This window comes from Bacteroidota bacterium (assembly GCA_016713925.1).
Lineage (GTDB): Bacteria > Bacteroidota > Bacteroidia > AKYH767-A > OLB10 > JAJTFW01.
Map to the genome: position 1 here is coordinate 1,334,941 of JADJOH010000007.1, position 17,616 is coordinate 1,352,556.

General features: G+C 40.1%; 18 protein-coding genes and 4 pseudogenes. 10 read left to right on the forward strand and 12 right to left on the reverse strand.

Annotated features, from left to right (window positions below; genetic code table 11):
• Nucleotides 1-81: 81 nt before the first annotated feature.
• The 4 genes and pseudogenes from IPJ86_13865 to IPJ86_13880 all read right to left on the reverse strand — a co-directional run bounded on the left by IPJ86_13865 (nucleotide 82) and on the right by IPJ86_13880 (nucleotide 3,581).
• A pseudogene (locus IPJ86_13865) lies at nucleotides 82-1,494 on the reverse strand (NAD(P)(+) transhydrogenase (Re/Si-specific) subunit beta).
• 9 nt (nucleotides 1,495-1,503) lie between these two features.
• Nucleotides 1,504-1,791, reverse strand: a complete 288-nt coding sequence (locus IPJ86_13870) for an NAD(P) transhydrogenase subunit alpha (GenBank protein MBK7888322.1) — start codon at nucleotides 1,789-1,791, stop codon at nucleotides 1,504-1,506.
• Between the two features lie 143 nt (nucleotides 1,792-1,934).
• Complete coding sequence (locus IPJ86_13875) at nucleotides 1,935-2,279, reverse strand: four helix bundle protein (protein ID MBK7888323.1); 345 nt, start codon at nucleotides 2,277-2,279, stop codon at nucleotides 1,935-1,937.
• Nucleotides 2,280-2,474: 195 nt separating this feature from the next.
• Nucleotides 2,475-3,581: a Re/Si-specific NAD(P)(+) transhydrogenase subunit alpha gene (locus IPJ86_13880; protein MBK7888324.1), complete on the reverse strand. Its 1,107-nt coding sequence runs from the start codon at nucleotides 3,579-3,581 to the stop codon at nucleotides 2,475-2,477.
• Nucleotides 3,582-3,746: 165 nt separating this feature from the next.
• Between IPJ86_13880 and IPJ86_13885 the strand changes: the two genes are divergently transcribed.
• Entirely contained in the window at nucleotides 3,747-4,112 is a 366-nt protein-coding gene (locus tag IPJ86_13885; GenBank protein ID MBK7888325.1) for a hypothetical protein, read from the forward strand.
• Complete coding sequence (locus IPJ86_13890) at nucleotides 4,112-4,885, forward strand: MBL fold metallo-hydrolase (GenBank protein MBK7888326.1); 774 nt, start codon at nucleotides 4,112-4,114, stop codon at nucleotides 4,883-4,885. The genes IPJ86_13885 and IPJ86_13890 overlap by 1 nt, the downstream gene beginning before the upstream one ends.
• A gap of 91 nt (nucleotides 4,886-4,976) precedes the next feature.
• On the opposite strand, the gene IPJ86_13895 is transcribed toward IPJ86_13890, so the two are convergent.
• Nucleotides 4,977-5,735 (reverse strand): TIGR00266 family protein, encoded by a 759-nt coding sequence (locus tag IPJ86_13895; protein ID MBK7888327.1) that lies wholly within the window; start codon nucleotides 5,733-5,735, stop codon nucleotides 4,977-4,979.
• A gap of 239 nt (nucleotides 5,736-5,974) precedes the next feature.
• Nucleotides 5,975-6,154 (reverse strand): hypothetical protein, encoded by a 180-nt coding sequence (locus tag IPJ86_13900; protein ID MBK7888328.1) that lies wholly within the window; start codon nucleotides 6,152-6,154, stop codon nucleotides 5,975-5,977.
• 29 nt (nucleotides 6,155-6,183) lie between these two features.
• Here IPJ86_13900 and IPJ86_13905 point away from each other — a divergent pair, with 29 nt between their 5' ends.
• Complete coding sequence (locus tag IPJ86_13905; protein MBK7888329.1) at nucleotides 6,184-6,522, forward strand: hypothetical protein; 339 nt, start codon at nucleotides 6,184-6,186, stop codon at nucleotides 6,520-6,522.
• A gap of 51 nt (nucleotides 6,523-6,573) precedes the next feature.
• On the opposite strand, the gene IPJ86_13910 is transcribed toward IPJ86_13905, so the two are convergent.
• Together IPJ86_13910 and IPJ86_13915 are read right to left on the reverse strand one after the other, a co-directional pair.
• On the reverse strand, nucleotides 6,574-6,777 hold the full coding sequence (locus IPJ86_13910) for a DUF4139 domain-containing protein (GenBank protein MBK7888330.1): 204 nt from the start codon (nucleotides 6,775-6,777) through the stop codon (nucleotides 6,574-6,576).
• An 18-nt stretch (nucleotides 6,778-6,795) separates the two neighbouring features.
• Nucleotides 6,796-8,190: a DUF4139 domain-containing protein gene (locus tag IPJ86_13915; GenBank protein MBK7888331.1), complete on the reverse strand. Its 1,395-nt coding sequence runs from the start codon at nucleotides 8,188-8,190 to the stop codon at nucleotides 6,796-6,798.
• 164 nt (nucleotides 8,191-8,354) lie between these two features.
• Here IPJ86_13915 and IPJ86_13920 point away from each other — a divergent pair.
• A pseudogene (locus IPJ86_13920) lies at nucleotides 8,355-9,439 on the forward strand (DNA replication/repair protein RecF).
• A 27-nt stretch (nucleotides 9,440-9,466) separates the two neighbouring features.
• On the opposite strand, the pseudogene IPJ86_13925 reads toward IPJ86_13920, so the two are convergent.
• From IPJ86_13925 to IPJ86_13935, 3 genes and pseudogenes are all read right to left on the reverse strand, one after another.
• Nucleotides 9,467-10,881 (reverse strand): annotated as a pseudogene (locus IPJ86_13925) (sugar transferase).
• Nucleotides 10,881-11,759 (reverse strand): hypothetical protein, encoded by an 879-nt coding sequence (locus IPJ86_13930; protein MBK7888332.1) that lies wholly within the window; start codon nucleotides 11,757-11,759, stop codon nucleotides 10,881-10,883. Before IPJ86_13930 ends, IPJ86_13925 begins: the two are co-directional and overlap by 1 nt.
• A gap of 21 nt (nucleotides 11,760-11,780) precedes the next feature.
• Nucleotides 11,781-12,770, reverse strand: a complete 990-nt coding sequence (locus IPJ86_13935; protein ID MBK7888333.1) for a Gfo/Idh/MocA family oxidoreductase — start codon at nucleotides 12,768-12,770, stop codon at nucleotides 11,781-11,783.
• A gap of 115 nt (nucleotides 12,771-12,885) precedes the next feature.
• On the opposite strand from IPJ86_13935, the gene IPJ86_13940 reads away from it, so the two are divergent.
• From IPJ86_13940 to lpxB, 6 genes and pseudogenes are all read left to right on the forward strand, one after another.
• On the forward strand, nucleotides 12,886-13,536 hold the full coding sequence (locus IPJ86_13940; protein ID MBK7888334.1) for a protein-L-isoaspartate(D-aspartate) O-methyltransferase: 651 nt from the start codon (nucleotides 12,886-12,888) through the stop codon (nucleotides 13,534-13,536).
• Nucleotides 13,537-13,689: 153 nt separating this feature from the next.
• Nucleotides 13,690-14,129: pseudogene (locus IPJ86_13945) on the forward strand (Hsp20/alpha crystallin family protein).
• 161 nt (nucleotides 14,130-14,290) lie between these two features.
• On the forward strand, nucleotides 14,291-15,097 hold the full coding sequence (gene surE / locus IPJ86_13950; protein ID MBK7888335.1) for a 5'/3'-nucleotidase SurE: 807 nt from the start codon (nucleotides 14,291-14,293) through the stop codon (nucleotides 15,095-15,097).
• Nucleotides 15,084-15,383 carry a hypothetical protein gene (locus tag IPJ86_13955; protein ID MBK7888336.1) on the forward strand — a complete coding sequence of 100 codons (300 nt, stop codon included), beginning with the start codon at nucleotides 15,084-15,086 and terminating at the stop codon, nucleotides 15,381-15,383. Before surE ends, IPJ86_13955 begins: the two co-directional genes overlap by 14 nt.
• The gene (locus IPJ86_13960; GenBank protein MBK7888337.1) at nucleotides 15,377-15,685 is read left to right on the forward strand and encodes a hypothetical protein; all 309 of its coding nucleotides are present in this window, start codon (nucleotides 15,377-15,379) and stop codon (nucleotides 15,683-15,685) included. The genes IPJ86_13955 and IPJ86_13960 overlap by 7 nt, the downstream gene beginning before the upstream one ends.
• Nucleotides 15,682-16,809, forward strand: a complete 1,128-nt coding sequence (gene lpxB, locus IPJ86_13965; GenBank protein MBK7888338.1) for a lipid-A-disaccharide synthase — start codon at nucleotides 15,682-15,684, stop codon at nucleotides 16,807-16,809. Before IPJ86_13960 ends, lpxB begins: the two co-directional genes overlap by 4 nt.
• 85 nt (nucleotides 16,810-16,894) lie before the next feature.
• Here the strand turns inward: lpxB and ssb are convergent, their stop codons facing one another.
• A complete protein-coding gene (gene ssb, locus IPJ86_13970; protein MBK7888339.1) occupies nucleotides 16,895-17,251 on the reverse strand; it encodes a single-stranded DNA-binding protein in 357 nt (118 codons plus the stop codon).
• Nucleotides 17,252-17,616: the final 365 nt, after the last annotated feature.

A 17,616-nucleotide genomic window follows, 5' to 3' on the forward strand; every position in this document is an offset into this window, starting at 1 on the left:
TCGGCAGTTTAAACCACCTTCGCATCCTTACGCATTTCGATTAAACCCTTCATTAATTAAAAGGATATTAAGGAAAACACTTTACAACGACTTCAATTCTGTCACCAATTTTGTCAATACATCCTTTGCATCTCCAAAGAGCATGCTGGTTTTGGATTGAAGAACAACTCATTTTCAATACCGGCATACCCTGCGCTCATCGAGCGCTTGTTGACGATGATATGCGCCGCATTTTCAACATCCAGAATAGGCATTCCGTAAATAGGAGAGGCGGGGTCATTGTGAGCAGCCGGATTTACAACGTCATTCGCACCAACGACAAGTACAACATCCGTTGAACTGAATTCCGGATTGATATCTTCCATCTCCACCAGCTTATCATAGGATACATTCGACTCCGCCAGCAATACGTTCATATGTCCCGGCATACGACCTGCCACCGGATGAATGGCATATTTCACACTTACACCGCGTTCTTCCAGTATCATCTCCAGTTCATGAATCACGTGTTGCGCCTGGGCCACCGCCAGACCATATCCCGGAACAATAACCACTTTCTTCGAATAGTTCATCAGCACAGCAGTATCACTGATATTGATGTCCTTGATATTTCCTGCTATCTCACGTTCAGCAGTAGCACCTCCACCGCCAAATGCACCAAAAATCACATTACTCAACGGACGATTCATCGCCTTACACATGATGAGCGTAAGTAATGTACCCGCCGATCCAACAAGTATTCCGCCGGTCAACATGATTTTGTTGTCGTATAAAAAGCCACCAAAGGCTGCCGCCAGACCTGTAAATGAATTTAGCAATGATATCACTACAGGCATATCCGCACCACCAATCGGAATAGTGAATAAAAATACCGTAGATCAGCGCAGCAAAGAAGAGCGCATACAAAATACTCATGTTATCAGGAGAAGCATACACCACCCAGGCACCAAAAGCCACTACTGAAATCATGACAACCGTATTCAGAATATTGTATTGTGGCAACCGCAATGGCTTTTTCATCGTCCCATTGAGTTTCAGATAAGCAATCACTGAACCACTGAATGAAACTGAACCTATGACCATTCCGGCAATAATAGCTGACAAAGCTCCTGTCTCGCCTAAGTAATGCTGGTACTCCATTAAACCAATTAACGCCGCACAGGCACCGCCCATCCCATTGAACATGGATACCAACTCCGGCATCTTTGTCATCTGTACACGCTTAGCTGTTAACCATCCAACTACGGTACCCAGACCAATAGCTCCGAAAATGAGGCCATACACCATACCGGGAACAACAAAGGAAGTATCCACCACGCCCATATGGTCATGTTTTTCAAAAAGAAAAATTGTACCAAGTATGGCCAGGATCATTCCACCGGCTGCAATAAGATTTCCCTTACGGGCTGTTTTGGGATTACCCATCATTTTCAGTCCCAGAATAAAGGTGACTGATCCAATGAGGTAAGAAATTTCGAGCAGGGAGCTCTTCATATAATCTGTTTATTTAATCGTTCGAAATGAATTATTTTTCTTAAACATCTCCAGCATGCGGTCTGTTACCACAAATCCGCCCACTACATTTAAGGTACCAAGCAATACGGCTAAGAAGCCAAGAATCAAGGCAGCGATGTTTGTCGGGTCCACATTCAGCATCACGTAGATGGCTCCAACAATTACGACTCCATGTATAGCATTTGCACCGCTCATCAATGGCGTATGCAAAACCGTTGGAACACCTCCGATCACTTCAACACCTACGAAAACGGAGAGGACAACGAAGTAGATCATTTCACGGTGCTCTGAGATTATGATTTAATAAATTTTCCATAAAAGAATAAATGAATTAATGAGTTAATGAATTGATGAATGCTTGGTTTTAATGAATGTTTATCGCTTTTAATGTTTTTGAATTGTTCAAAGGGTAGATTAAATTAATTAATATATCTGGATCTATAGGTGCTTTTGGAGCGTGCCAGAATTGAGGTTAACTCCGACGTTTCTTTTAATAGGAGAGTCAGTGCTTGATCTGATGAAAGGTCTGTGTCTTTTATGAGTTCCAGCCAAAGGTTGGTTTCATCTATTTCTTCTACCACGATACAAAGCTTAGCATAAAACTCATTGTTTGACCTTGCCCTGCAAACAGAACGATAATTTGCAGCTACTGAAGTGGCAGAACGTATCATTTGTTTTTTAATAATATAAGACTCATCACTGTTATTAATAATCCTACTGAATTTTATGACTTCAGTTGCCATTTTCTGCGTTCGCATCAACATCTGTTTAGCGAAATCTACTTTGTCTGTTACTTGCTTCATAGTTAAAGTTATTTTTTATAAAATATTTTTTTTTTCTATTTTCATCATTCAACTTCCCAAAAAACTTCCCCTCATAATCCTTCCTCCCTCTTCAAACACTCACCCCTTCCTTATTAAACATTCATCAATTCAACAATTCAACAATTCATTAATTTTTTATTTCAAACGACTAACCCCATCGTATACAACCAGGGCTCCTTTCGTAATTTCTTCTTCCATCTCCCATTTGAATCCATCCTTAGTGGCTAGGTGCAAGAGGAAGGTTTGTACATTCTTGGCATAGAGGTCGCTGGCATTCAGGGGCAGGAGGGAAGGGATATTCGCTTCCCCGATGATGGTTACACCATGCTTCACTACTGTTTGATTGAGTTCACTCAGCACGCAATTTCCGCCTTGTTCAACCGCCATATCAACAATCACAGACCCGAATCGCATCTTTTTCACCATCTCCTCTGTGACTAATACCGGAGCTTTTCTTCCGGGAATTAAAGCTGTTGTGATGACCAGGTCGGCTTCGGCAACATGTTTTGAAACCAATTCCTGTTGCTGTTTTAGAAAATCTTCAGAGACACCCTTCACATAACCACCTTCAATTTTAATGGATGCATCTCCTTTCACTGTGATGAACTTGCCACCCAGGGATTCTACTTGTTCTTTCGTCTCCGGACGGATATCAGTTACTTCAACAATGGTATTTAATCTTTTCGCAGTAGCAATGGCTTGTAATCCCGCCACGCCGGCTCCAAAAATGACGACTTTAGAGGGTTTAATGGTCCCTGCAGCAGTCATTAATAGCGGAAAAATTTTACCGAGTGCATTGGCACCCATGATCACGCTTTTATAACCTGCCAGATTTGCTTGTGAACTCAGAGCATCCATTTTCTGAGCTCTGGATATACGCGGAATGGCGTCCATTGAAAAAGCATTTATACCTTGTTTCACACAGGCGTCCACGAATTCAGGATTAGTAGCCGCCCACATAAATGAAATTAAGCTAGCGCCCTTTTTCATTAATCCGATTTCAGCAGCAGTGGGTGCATTCACCTTTAAAACGACATCAGATCGGTTATAAATAGCAGCGGCATCCCCTTCCAGGTTTGCACCGGCTGCGATGTATTGATCATCAGCGTAATAAGATTTTAATCCGGCTCCGGCTTGTACAGATACCTGGAAACCGGCTTTGACTAATTGTCCGCAGACATCCGGTGTAATGGCAACGCGACATTCGCGCTCTTTGGTTTCAGTGGGAATTCCCAACAACATATGAAAGAATTTCTGGTTTTCAGCGATAGTGTGTTTCGCAGGGCAAAGGAATATAAAAATCCGGCATGAAGGGTGTTAAATTCAAAAACAGATCTTGTTAATAAGATGAACTCACACATTTTTGCTTTGAGCGGGAAAAATCACGACTTTTGGGAATTATACGTTATGGCAAAATTCACACCCGCATATTTAAAAAAACTGGAAGACCTATTGGAGCAGTCGGGGTATGATGTTCGCTACGAAAAGGGCAACTTCAAATCAAATTATTGTATCCTTGAAGCAAAGAAAGTAGTGGTAATCAACAAGTTCTCTGTTTTAGAAAGCCGGATTCAGTCTCTGCTTGAAATCATTCAAACTTTAGTGGCGAATCAGGTCATACAGGCGGATTTGCGTACAATTGGATTAAAGAACCCGATTCATACCAATGAACTTGCTTTTGAAGAACCGACAAGCACCGCTGAAAATTTGATTGCTGTTGACAAGGAGGAACTATCAGAGAATTCACCGGAAACAGAATCATCTAATCACTAATACTTTGCTTAAAATTACATTTTTTAGGTACCGGAACTTCACAAGGTGTTCCTGTTATTGCCTGTGAATGTGAAGTATGCAAGAGCAGAGATGAAAAGGATAAAAGGCTGAGGACCTCTATATTAGTTGAAAATGAGGATACTACTGTTGTTATTGATTCCGGCCCGGATTTCCGACAACAATTATTAAGAGCAGGTGTCAAAAAGCTGGATGGATTATTATTTACCCATGAACACAAGGATCATATTGCGGGGATGGATGATATCCGTGCATTCAACTATGTCTGCAATAAACCGGTTGATATCTACGCCACAGACAGGGTACAACATGCTATCAAACAGGAGTTCCACTATGCTTTTGACGCTATAAAATATCCCGGCGTACCAGAGCTCAACTTACATACCATTGACCTGAATCCCTTCAAAATAGGGAGTATCGAATTCACTCCGATTCTTGTTAAACATTATTTATTGGATGTACTTGGTTTTCGGATCGGGAACTTTACCTATATCACCGATGCCAAAACAATTCCCGAGGATCAACATAGCAAAATCTACGGTTCAGAAGTCCTTGTTTTGAATGCGCTTCGACGTGAACCTCACGTATCGCATTTTACATTGGAGGAAGCATTAAAAATGATGCAGCATTTTCAACCCAAGCTTGGATTACTGACACATCTGAGTCATCAAATGGGTTTGCATGACCAAATTGAAAATGATTTACCGGTAGATGTGCGCATTGCTTTTGATGGAATGGTTTTAAATTTTAATTGAACCATTCTTTCATTTCGGTTCTTTCAATTTCAAGAAATGAAATAGAGGATGGATTATTTTAATTATTCAGTACTCCAACCTTTTCAAATTGCTATTCCTTTCCACTGATAATTCCACCCAACAGTCCGCCTAACCCTCTTGATTCCTCACGTCCACCACCCACACGCGAAGCAGCCACAATACGATCAGCCATACGGGAAAACGGCACACTCTGAAGATAAACCAAACCCGGACCTGTCACCAATGCATAAAATAATCCTTCACCACCGAACAAGGAGTTCTTAAAACCACCAATAAATTTGATATCATACTGGACACTTGTTTCAAATGCCACTAAACATCCGGTATCTACACGCAATTGTTCTCCGGGAGCTAATTGCCTTTTCAGAATCGTTCCACCCGCATGAATAAAAGTATTTCCATCACCTGATAATTCCTGAAGAATAAATCCTTCCCCTCCAAAAAGTCCGGCGCCAATTCTTTTCGTAAAAGCTATATTTATTTCGATACCCTGCGCCGCACATAAGAACCCATCCTTCTGGCATAGAAATTTCCCTCCAAATTGAGCAGGGTTGATCGTTATAATCTTTCCCGGATAAGGAGCCGCAAAAGCCATCTTCCTCTTCTGATTACCATTATTCGTAAATGACGTAATGAAAAAACTCTCACCGGTGATCATCCGCTTCAACCCTTTAAATATTCCTCCACCCGTCGAAGTCTGCATTTCAATATCCTGTTCCATATACAACATAGCACCCGCTTCCGCCCTTACTCCTTCACCGGGATCCATTTCAACTTCTACTACTTGTATGTCATCTCCAATAATCTGATAATCTATTTCGTGTGCCATGGGAAAGTTTAATGTTTAATGTTTAATGTTTAATGTTTAATGTTTAATGTTTAATGTTTAATGTTTAATGTTTAATGTTTTCACTCGCCACGTGACCACGGGCGATGTGATCCCGTCTCCCGATAGCTATCGGGATTGTGCTGACTGGAAAGGTTTAAGGGGTCCCATGAAGCGTATCGCTTTTCGCGATTCTGCTTCATGGTTCAAGGTTTAAGGTTTAAAGTTCAAGGTTCAAGGTTTTAAGTTTGAAGATTAAGGTTTGGTTTGAAGTTGCCACCCTGGCGAAGTGATCCTCCCAGCGAGTGTTGCGAGCGTTCCCCAAGTCTCGTCAGATTCAAATCGTCGCAGACGAGATGAGTAATGACGAGACGATCCCCATTACAAACGAAGAAGAAATTTAATCTTCCCTGAATTTGCATTGCAGCCCAAAATTAATTAATTTAGAGGCATGCGTAAACTAAAAATAACCTTAAGTTTATTAACCATTTTTATAGTCTCAGATTCTCTGTATAGTCAGAGTTTGCGTCAGGATAGCTTATTTGTCCCCGATCAGCTTCGGCAATACCAGTTTCAGTTAGAGGAACCGGTGCAATCTATTGAAAAACTGCGCTATGAAAAAAGTGAAGAACCCATAAAAGGAACTTTGTCGCCGGATGGAAAAAGGGTGATTATGGAAAATTATAAAAAAGGACAACGGGTAAAATTAGATGCAATTTATCCGGATGGGCGAAGAGTAGAAGTCAGTAAGAGCCCTTGCTTCATTGATCCGGTATCGTATGAATTATAAAAGGACGACCAGTTGAGAGTCGCCCTTTTAGTTTAAATTTATTTAAGTGTTTTACAAACCCAATATTTGTTTATCCTTAGGATATTTCACCTTAAAAGACAGTCGCTTTTTTGCTGTTTCACCTGCAGGAATCTGCAATTTCCATTTGACTTCTCCGGTTTCGGTATTGTGTTCCCCACCACTCAACTCTTCCACTTTCACTTCAATATCTTTTTGCATGGTGAGCGGAATTTGATCATAAAGCAGGATACTGATCGCCTCTTTTTTCCATTTTTATACTGATATCATAAGAAGAGAGCGTTCCTTATTTCCACCAAATAATTTAGAGCCACTCAAATCCTTTAACTTCTCACGTTTAACCACGATTCGTTTATCGCGACCCAATGAAATTTCTAGTGTATCATTGGTTTCTGCAGGATTGACAAATGACTCTCCAACATAAGCTCCGTCAAAGTAAATATTGGCTCCTCCGGCGGTCAGACTTAATTCCTCCCATCCGGTGATGCGTGCAGTTAAAAATGCATCTGCATCCAACTTTGGAAGGACAATATAATTGTAGTCCGCTTTTAATGAATGCTTTTGAATTTCTACCTGATAATCCTGGCCATCAGAAGGGATAGAGTAGGGCTGTTGAATCTCAAAGCTGGAAGAAAGTTGATTTTCACTCATAATAACGGAAACATTCTTCATATCCTGCTGATCCTGTTCCATAGACATTACTGCACCTTCAGCAACAGCAGGTGCAGAAGGCATATCCATTCGTTTTGATTTCTCCTGAACAGAATACATTGGACGAGGTTGGTAAAAGTTGAGATACCATGGATTTAAAAAGGGGCGCTCGCTTCCTATTGCAGGATTCCCTGTGCTTAAACTTAACCGTACCTGATTCCAATCCTCACCTGAACTTTGATTTACTTTCGCTTTGTAGACCAGTTCAACAGGACTGTTTACATCTTTAACTTTAATGTCATAAAATGCATACCAGGTGACATTGGAGTTAATGACATAACTGAAATCAAAAGAAGACATGGTTCGCGAACGTGCATCTACCTTCACAATAATATTTCCGGTGGGCTGCTGCTGCTTCTGACGAAGCACATTCAGTTGTTGCTGTATTTTCCCGATCTGTTCGTTCAGCTTCTTTTCTTTAAGTTGAGTCATCAGCTGATCTTCCTTTAATTCGCCCATCTTCTTAATGAAGTAATCAACTACCGGCTCCAGTTCATCCACGAGTACCCCGTTGTTAGCACCTCCAATTGATTTATTCGCCTGGAGAAGGGCTTGCGTTTCGGACAGGACAACGATTTTATTTTTTACCTGTTGCAGTCGAAGACTTAATGAATCCAGGTCTTGTTCAAGGGAAGTAATTTCCTTGGATTTTTTCTTTTCTACCAGATAATTTTGCTGAAACGAAACTGCCAGAATAGTGGCATCCCCGGTTCCTTTTAAGCTAATACTTTGCGGATTTATATACGGTGAAAGTCCGTCGAGGACGACTTCCTGGAATCCGGGATTCAGGGTTGCTTTGGCTGTTCTGGTGACCATTGCACCATTTTGAAAGATTTTTACTTCCTTGATTTCTGAATTGCCCACCCATACAGGATCCTGAGCTTTTACCAGACATGGCAGCAACAGCGTTGCGAGCATGAAACGAATGATGATCTTCATATTGTTGACGAAATTAATTGTTTAACAGGCGGGAGCGGAAAATTATTAAAATTCCATATTGATTAGATTGATTTAATCTGTTCTTCATGCTAAATCTTTCCAATGTTCGAATTTGAGCAATACTTTAAAGATGATTCTGCCAAATTACACACTATTTTTGTGAGATGTTTTTACGCAGACTTACCCTATTCAATTTTAAGAATTACGATGAAGCCGAATTTAGTTTCAGCGAAGGAGCCAATGCGTTTACCGGTCAAAACGGCAGCGGTAAGACCAATATCCTCGATGCGATCCATTATCTCTGTTTGTGCAAGAGCTATTTCAATTCAGGAGATGCCCTTTCCATAAAGCATCTTCAATCGTTCTTTTCAATCAACGGAACTTTTGAATTAGACGGAAAAAACGAAGAAATATTGGTGCTGGTCAAAAACGGACAAAAAAGAGCATTAAAAGGAATCAAAAGGAGTATTCCCGACTGGGAGAACATATTGGATTATTACCTTTGGTTATGGAGGCACCAGTTGACCAGGAACTCATCAGTGGGGGAAGTGAAGAGAGAAGAAAATTAATGGACAGTATTATTTGCCAATATAATCATCCTTATCTGGATGATCTGATGGCTTACAATCGTGTCTTGCAACAACGGAATGCCCTTCTCAAGCAAACTGCAAAAGGGGCTTTAACTGATGCCTCTCTTTGGCAAGTCTGGGATGAACAACTGGCGGTGTATGGTGAAAAAATTTATCTTGTCAGGAAAGATTTTATGGAGCATTTTCTACCCTTATTTCAGGAATCCTATGCCTACCTCACCAACAATAGCGAAGAAGCAGGATTGAAATATAATTGTAGTCTTGAACATGAAAATCTTCAATCCCAGTTAAACAAAAACCTTCAAAAAGATTTAATACTTCAATATACTACTGCAGGAATTCATAAGGATGATCTGACACTCACTTTAAATGGTCATCCTGCAAAACGTATCGGATCTCAGGGACAGCAAAAATCGATTATCCTTGCCTTAAAACTTGCACAATTCAAAGTCATTAAAGAAACGCGTGGGTTAAAACCTATACTCCTGCTGGATGATATTTTTGACAAGTTAGATTTAAACAGGATTACACGACTCATGGAATTGGTCAGTAAAGAAACCTTCGGACAACTCTTCATCACAGATACCGAAGAAGATCATGTAAGAAAAGTATTTCAGACCATAGGTGTCCCACTCACCACCTTTACCTGTAATAAATAAGCCTGATATAATTCGTTGATCAACGGATTATTTCCCACTATGCTGTAGAACTGTTTTGATGGTATAAAACAATATTTTAAAATCCAGAGACAAGGACATATTTTCAATATAAATGATGTCATACTTTAAGCGTTGAATCATTTCCTCCACATTCTCTGCATACCCATACTTCACTTGTCCCCAACTTGTAATTCCCGGACGTACTTTATGCAAATGGCGGTAGTGTGGCGCTCTCTGCATAATCTGATCAATAAAATACTGCCGTTCCGGACGAGGGCCAACCAATGACATATCTCCGATTAAAACGTTATAAAACTGTGGGATTTCATCCAAACGAATCGCTCTCATAAATTTTCCAAAAGGAGTAATTCGGCTATCATTATCACTGGAAAGCATCGGCACACCCTTTTCAGCACCCAAAAACATCGATCGAAACTTATAAATGGAAAAAGGATTTCCATGCAGTCCAATTCTCTCCTGAACAAAGAAAATGGGGCCTCGTGACGTCACTTTAATAATGATTGCTGTTATTATATAAACCGGACTGAGCAGGACCAGGAAAAACAAAGACACCACAATATCAATAATTCTCTTCAAAGATTGTTGCCAAACCGGCATCAAGGAAGGATTAATAATAATCAATGGCGACCCGAAAATCGAAGTCATTTTCACAGTTCCTGCAAGAATATCATACATGTCAGGAATGATTTTGATTATAACATCTTTATCTTCCAGTTCATTGATAATTCTTCCTATAAACTCGTGTTCCGAAGACTCAATGGCAATAATAATTTCTTCGATTTTATGCTCATCAATCAATCGTGGTAAATCTTCCAATCCACCCAGATGAGGCAACAAACTGCCGAAATACTTTCCGTTATTATGATCAACATGAACAAAGCCAGTAAATTTATAACCCTGACTTAAAACTTCGGTTTCGTACTCATTAAATAGGTTCACGGCACGTTGACTGCTTCCAATTATCAGAGTAGGGAAGCCAATTTTTCTACCCTTAATTCTTCGGGCAGTATGGGTGGTTATCAGAAATCGCACAAAAGCAGTTATCCCGAAATGCAGAAAAAACAGAACGAAAAAAATGCTGTAATAGCTTTTATAGGAAACGATGGCATCGTCAAGCAGGAGGGAGAAAAAATAATAATTACTACAATAACAGAGACATACATGGTCAAACCAAATTCACGCAGTCTTGATTTGCGGTAGATATCATTATAGGTTCCCACCAATGCATATATGGCCACCCAGGCAATCGGTAAAACAGTAATCCCCAGATAAAAATTTTTATCCGGCAAAAAAGGTACTGGGCTCCCATACAAAGCAGCCTCAATTCCTACTTTCCGGTAAATGTAAAAGCAAGCCCATGCGAACATAGCCGATAAAAGATCCGCTATCACATACTTGATAATTTGACGCGGTTTGTTCATTAATTCGAAATCAGCTTTAAATTATCAACGTAAACGGTACCTTCTGTCAATCCTCCTTCCAGCGCTACGCGAAAATAAATCTTGAACTTCAGCACATCCGAATTCGCGTTTACATAGGGGCCTAAACGAATATAAATTTTGTTCCAGTCCGGTTTTGTATTCAGGCGAATGATCGGAATTGTTTTTTCACCGGAGAACGTGGTACCCAAAAAGCCCATAATAAAAGGCTGTGTGCAGCGATAATCCATTTCTAAATAAACATCCTTTCCGGGTGTAAGTTGATAGCCATCACCAACGGTCCGGCATTCTATAAAATTTGCCGCGGTCGTCACCTGCATTTTCAGACTTCGCCGACCTTCAAAAACATCAACAGAATCAGGTAAGATGTTGGCAAGGCTAATTCCTGTTGTATCCAGACTGATACCACCACCGCTGGTATCCTTTTCAAAATCTTCGAACCAGGTATACTGTAGGGCAGGGAAGTAGGCTACAGTTATTGTATCCAGTCCACTTACCTGACCGGGAATAAGGTCAACATCTGTTTCAAAAAATCGATATAAAGGATAAAATTCATTCGTAGAGGCGATACCATTTGCTTCAATTCCCGCAGCGAAACTAATTTTTTTCTTACCACTTCCCAAAATCGGAAAACGAGCCGGTAATTCATAGGTCCCTACATAAGCACCATCTGCAAATACCCATACATCAGTGATCTTACCTGAGGCTGATCCCTGAGTCGGATAATTTGAAGTTGTTTTAAATCCCTTTACTTCGATATAGGCAGGAATTTCTTCATCAGGATTGATCAGATTACATGAAGCAAGGCAAAGTAAAATAGCTGGAAACAACCAATACGAAATCACTTGAATTTTCTTCATCTTCTTCAATTCAGCTTAGTACTATGAAACAATAGAGGGGAGTAATTTCAATTTATCAATGACCTGATAGGCCACATTCAAAGCGGCGTACCCGTCATCAATAGAAACTTTAGGTGTTTTATCCTCTACAATGGCTTCGGCAAAAGATCTTAACTCCTCCCGGATTGCGTTGGAATCTTCGACACCGGGATTCTCAAAATATATTTGCTTTACCGGCTTTCCATCACCCATTTCAAGAAGAACGGCTAGTGGATCAGGATCACCCTCTACTTCTTTCAGGCGAACGACTTCAGTGCTCTTTTTGAGAAAATCAACGGAGATATAAGCATCCCGTTGGAAGAATCTTGTTTTTCGCATATTCTTCAATGATATTCTGCTTGCCGTCAAATTCGCCACACATCCGTTATCAAATTCTATACGGGCATTAGCGATATCAGGTGTATCACTGACTACAGCAACTCCACTTGTACTTATCTTTTTCACTGATGATCTCACCACGCTTAAAACAATATCAATATCGTGAATCATCAAATCAAGTACCACCGAAACATCAGTACCTCGTGGATTGAATTGTGCCAGTCTATGCGTTTCAATAAACATCGGTTGATGCAGATAAGGGCTTGCTGCTTTAAATGCAGGATTAAACCGCTCTACATGTCCTATTTGAACTTTCATATCCGCCTCTTTCGCCAGGCGAATAAGGTCTTTGGATTCCTGCAAGGTATTGGCTAAAGGTTTTTCAATAAATACATGCCTTGACATCCGTAATGCTTTGCTGGCACATTCATAATGATTCACGGTAGGTGTTACTACATCAACCACCTCCACTTGCTCAATCAGCTCCTCCATGGTTTTAAAATTCCTGATACCCAGTTCCTGACTTACCTTTTCGGAGGTTATAGGATCCGGGTCATAAAACCCAACCAACTCATATACATCCTTTAACTCAAGGATCTGTCTTAAATGAATTTTACCCAGATGCCCTGCGCCTAACACACCAACTTTCAACATATTGGAAATTTTTACAAAATTATTCGTTTTTAGCATGCCCTCTGTTGAAAAGAGGTCAGGAATTTTATGAGAAACGTAAAATATTTCATTCATGGCTCGGTACATTTGTTCTCAAATGCTTCAGGATTCATTCAGACATCAAGGCCTTCGCAGGCAATTAGTTGCGCAGTTACGCGAAAAGGGAATTCAAAATGAAATGGTACTGGAGGCCATTGGAAAAATTCCACGACATCTGTTCATGGACAATGCATTTTTGGAGTTTGCCTATCAGGACAAAGCTTTTCCTATTGCTTGTGGACAAACTATATCTCAACCTTTTACTGTTGCTTACCAAACCCAATTACTCGACCCGGCAAAGGGTGAAAAAGTATTGGAAATCGGGACCGGAAGCGGATATCAATCTGCTGTATTGGCTGAGTCGGGTGCCAAAGTATTTTCTATTGAGCGGCATAAACCTTTGCATGAAGAAACGAGGAAAAGGCTTGACCAGTTAAATTACTTCAGTATTAAAACGCATTACGGAGATGGATTCAAGGGCCTTCCCGCTTTTGCTCCCTTTGATAAGATATTAGTAACCTGCGGTGCTCCTGAAATTCCTCAAATACTTTTAGGACAACTTAAAGTAGGAGGGATCATGGTTATTCCGGTAGGTTCTTTAACCGAGCAGGTGATGACCACCGTAATCAAAAAGCCCGGTGGTGAAATAGAAATTATTCATTTCGACACTTTTCGATTTGTCCCTATGCTTGGTGACAAAGTTCGTTGATATTAAATGATTTATAAAATAGAATATAAAAGCCTCATGACATTGTGTCGTGAGGCTTTCTTAATCGCATGTCACTATGTCTGAATATTTGGAGTTTTTTTGGACTGGTATACCAATTGATAATGGGTGTTTTGAACTATAAAATCTAAAAAAATGACACTCATTAAATTCAAAAACGAAAGTCCGGCCCGGACATTATTCCCTAACTCAGTTGATCTATTCAACGAATTCTTCAGTGACTATGCAGGATCTGATTTCAGAAAATGGAATGCACCAGCCGTAAACATCAGTGAGAACGAAACCATGTACAAATTAAACCTGGCTGTTCCCGGATTAAAAAGGAAGACTTCAAAATTGCACTGGAAGAAAACACCTTAGTGGTTAGCGCTGAACGTAAGCAGGAAAGCAATGAAAAAACCGAACGCTATACAAGGAAGGAATTTTCATTCTCCTCTTTTACACGCAGATTCAGTCTTCCTGAAAATGTAGATCAGGCTGGTATTGTTGCCAATTACGAGGATGGAATTATGGAATTGCAACTGCCGAAGAAAGCGGAAGAAAAGCCAAAAGCCAGAGAAATAAGTATCAAATAATTTTACGCAAAAAGCGTATCGCAAATCACATAAAATGCCTGTCCATTCTTCGGACGGGCATTTTTACTTTATAAACAACAGCAATAGGTAAAACACTTTCCTATGAATGTTAACGCTATAAATTGATTCTCATAGACTACTTTCGCAGGCAGAATCTGCATATGAGCACAAAGAAGAAGACGATAAAAAAATCCGGCAAACCCGTCATATTGGTGACCAACGATGATGGTATAACGGCACCGGGCATACGCAATTTAGTAGAAGCGATGAAATTGATAGGGAAAGTAATTGTGGTCGCTCCGGATAGCCCTCAATCCGCTATGGGTCATGCAATTACAATCAACAAACCGCTGCGATTGGATAAGGTAAATGTCTTTGAAGGAGTGGATTCATGGCAATGTTCAGGTACTCCTGTTGATTGTGTGAAACTTGCGGTCAATCAAATTTTGCATAAAAAACCGGATTTATGTGTTTCCGGAATTAATCATGGCTCAAACTCTTCTATTAATGTGATTTATTCAGGTACGATGTCCGCAGCAATGGAAGGTGCCATTGAAGGTATTCCAAGTATCGGCTTCAGTCTTTTGAATTACAGTATGGAGGCTGACTTTTCACCTTCAAGAAAAATAATTGACAAAGTAGTTCGCAACATTTTAAAGATTGGCTTACCGGAAGGAACATTGCTCAACGTGAATATTCCAAATCTGCCTATTTCGAAGATAAAAGGAATTCGAATTTGTCGACAGGCAAATGCAAAATGGAAAGAAGAATTTGATGAACGCAAGGATCCTTATGGGCGCACCTATTATTGGCTGACAGGTAAGTTCATCAATTTCGATAGTGGTGATGATACGGATGAATGGGCATTACAAAACGGGTATGTTTCTGTAGTTCCGGTCCAGTTCGACTTCACTGCTCATCACGCCATTCCTCATTTAAACACCGTGAAATGGCATGAAAAAATTTAAATTAAAGGACAATATTTTTGTCGGTATCCTGCTTGGAGCCATTGCTCTTCTTTCTCTTTATTTTCTTCTCACTGCCATCGATATCGTATTTTTAAACTATGCAGATCGACCATTCTTCATTCGCCCGGATTCAAAACAATTACTACTGCTCGCCACTTTGATCATTCTCTTCAGGAATCAGATAAAAGAAGGAGAGATTGAATTGGCAAAAGGATTTTTTCTCACGTTGTTTTGCAGTGTCTTGCTCTATCTGGTACAGAAGAAGACTAATTTCGCTTTATGGTAAATCAATCAAAGTATCGGCTTAAAGACCGGTTTATGACCGGATTTGTTCCCGGGTTACTTATGCCACTATTGGGTTTTTACGTCTATTATTTGCTCTTTTTCGGATACATGACCTTCGACCATTTCATTGATCATGTCATCAAAGCAAACATTGCTGTATCGGTATTGAGTCTTGGAGCCATATTAAATCTCGGACTATTCTTTCTATTCTATAAAAAGGAAACGGATAAAGCTGCTCAGGGAGTAATAGGTGCTACTTTTATCTATGCTTTCATTGTCTTCTACTTTAAAATCCTCTCATGAAGTATTATATTATAGCGGGAGAAGCCTCCGGCGATTTACACGGAAGCAATCTCATACAAGCTTTAAAGAAGGATGATTTGAAGGCAGAATTCCGTTGCTGGGGAGGAGATTTGATGGAAGATCAGGGGGCTGTCATAGTGAAGCATTACCGGGATCTGGCATTCATGGGTTTTTTAGAAGTGGTGGCTAACCTTCGGACCATTCTTCGCAATCTTTCTTTTTGTAAGCAGGATATTCTGGACTGGAAACCGGATGCTATCATCTTAATCGATTATCCCGGATTTAACTTACGCATAGCAGAATTTGGTAAAAAAGCAGGCATAAAAATAATCTATTATATCTCTCCCCAAATATGGGCCTGGAAGGAATCCCGAATTAATAGAATTAAGAGAGATGTCGATAAAATGTTTGTCATACTCCCTTTTGAGAAAGAATTCTATCATCAAAGAGGGATGGAAGTTGAATTTGTTGGCCACCCCTTAATCGATGCTATCGGAAACAGAAAGTGGGCAGAGGATGATTGGGAAAAACGGAATAATATACCTGAAGGTAAAAAGTTGATTGCGCTTTTACCCGGAAGCAGAAAACAGGAAATAGAAACAATGCTTCCTATTATGCTTAGTGCTACAGAAAATCTGGACCAATTTCATTTTATTTTAGCTGTAGCTCCATCACAACCACTGGAATTATACCTTGAAATTATCGGGGCGAGAAAAGATATTACTCTGATCCGGAATCAAACCTATGCCATCCTGAGTAAATCATCAGCCGCACTTGTGACCAGTGGTACAGCAACGCTGGAAACGGCATTGTTTGGTGTACCCGAGGTGGTTTGTTACAAAGGGAATGTGCTTTCCTACTGGATAGCCCGACAGTTGGTTAAAGTAAAATACATTTCGTTGGTCAATTTAGTAATGGATCAGGAGATCGTGAAGGAGCTGATTCAAGATGAACTTCAACCAAAAAATTTGCAATCTGAGTTGATGAAACTGTTTGACAGGGAATCAAGACAAACCATGTTAAAATCATTTGAAGCACTCAAAATCAAGCTAGGTGGGCAAGGCGCATCCAAAAATACAAGTAATTTAATTATCAAGTATTTAAGTGATTTATCTAAAGTTTAAATTTAATCTTTTCTCAGTAAAAACAAAAGAAAAAACCGCCGTTCTTTTCAGATACGACGGTTTTTAATAGGAGGGAAGTCCCCTCTCAGCTTTCGGCTTGATCGCCGGCCCAGTTACTTAAAATCAGTACTTCATTTACCTGAATCTCCGTAACGGACTTCTTGTTGCCCTGTTTATCCAGATAACTCTTGTTCACGAGTTTACCTTCCACAGCAACTTTACTGCCTACACGAGTATATTGTTCAAATATCTCAGCAGTCTTACCCCAGGCAACCAGATTATGCCATTGGGTCTCATCTACACGTTCGCCTTTGGCGTTACGGTAGCTTTCATTGGTAGCCAGGGTGACCTTTGCCAGTTTTTTCCCACCCTGCATGGATTTAATTTCGGGAGTAAATCCCAGGTTTCCGATCAGGTTAACCTTGTTCTTTAATGAGTTCATGTGCTTTCTTTTTTAATGATTGTTGATTTTCAGGTGCACACCAATTGTCGACGATGCAAAGATGTGGTGGTTGGCGTGGAATAGTCGTTTAATAAGCGTTTACAGTCGTATACAATTGTAGAAACTATTTTTAGCATAGAGGATTCCTATGAAACGCTCCGTATAAACGTTTGTATTCGTTTAAAAAAAACGGTGTAAATATCTGATTAGAAGTTATTCCACCTTGAAATGTGGATAAACAACTAAATTTCAACTTGGAACCGGCTGGAAACCGACTTACTTTCGTCATCAGTTCTTATAGAATCAACGCCATTCGGATAAATTTTCAAATCGCCGAAAACAAGCCTGGTCAGCTCTAATCATTT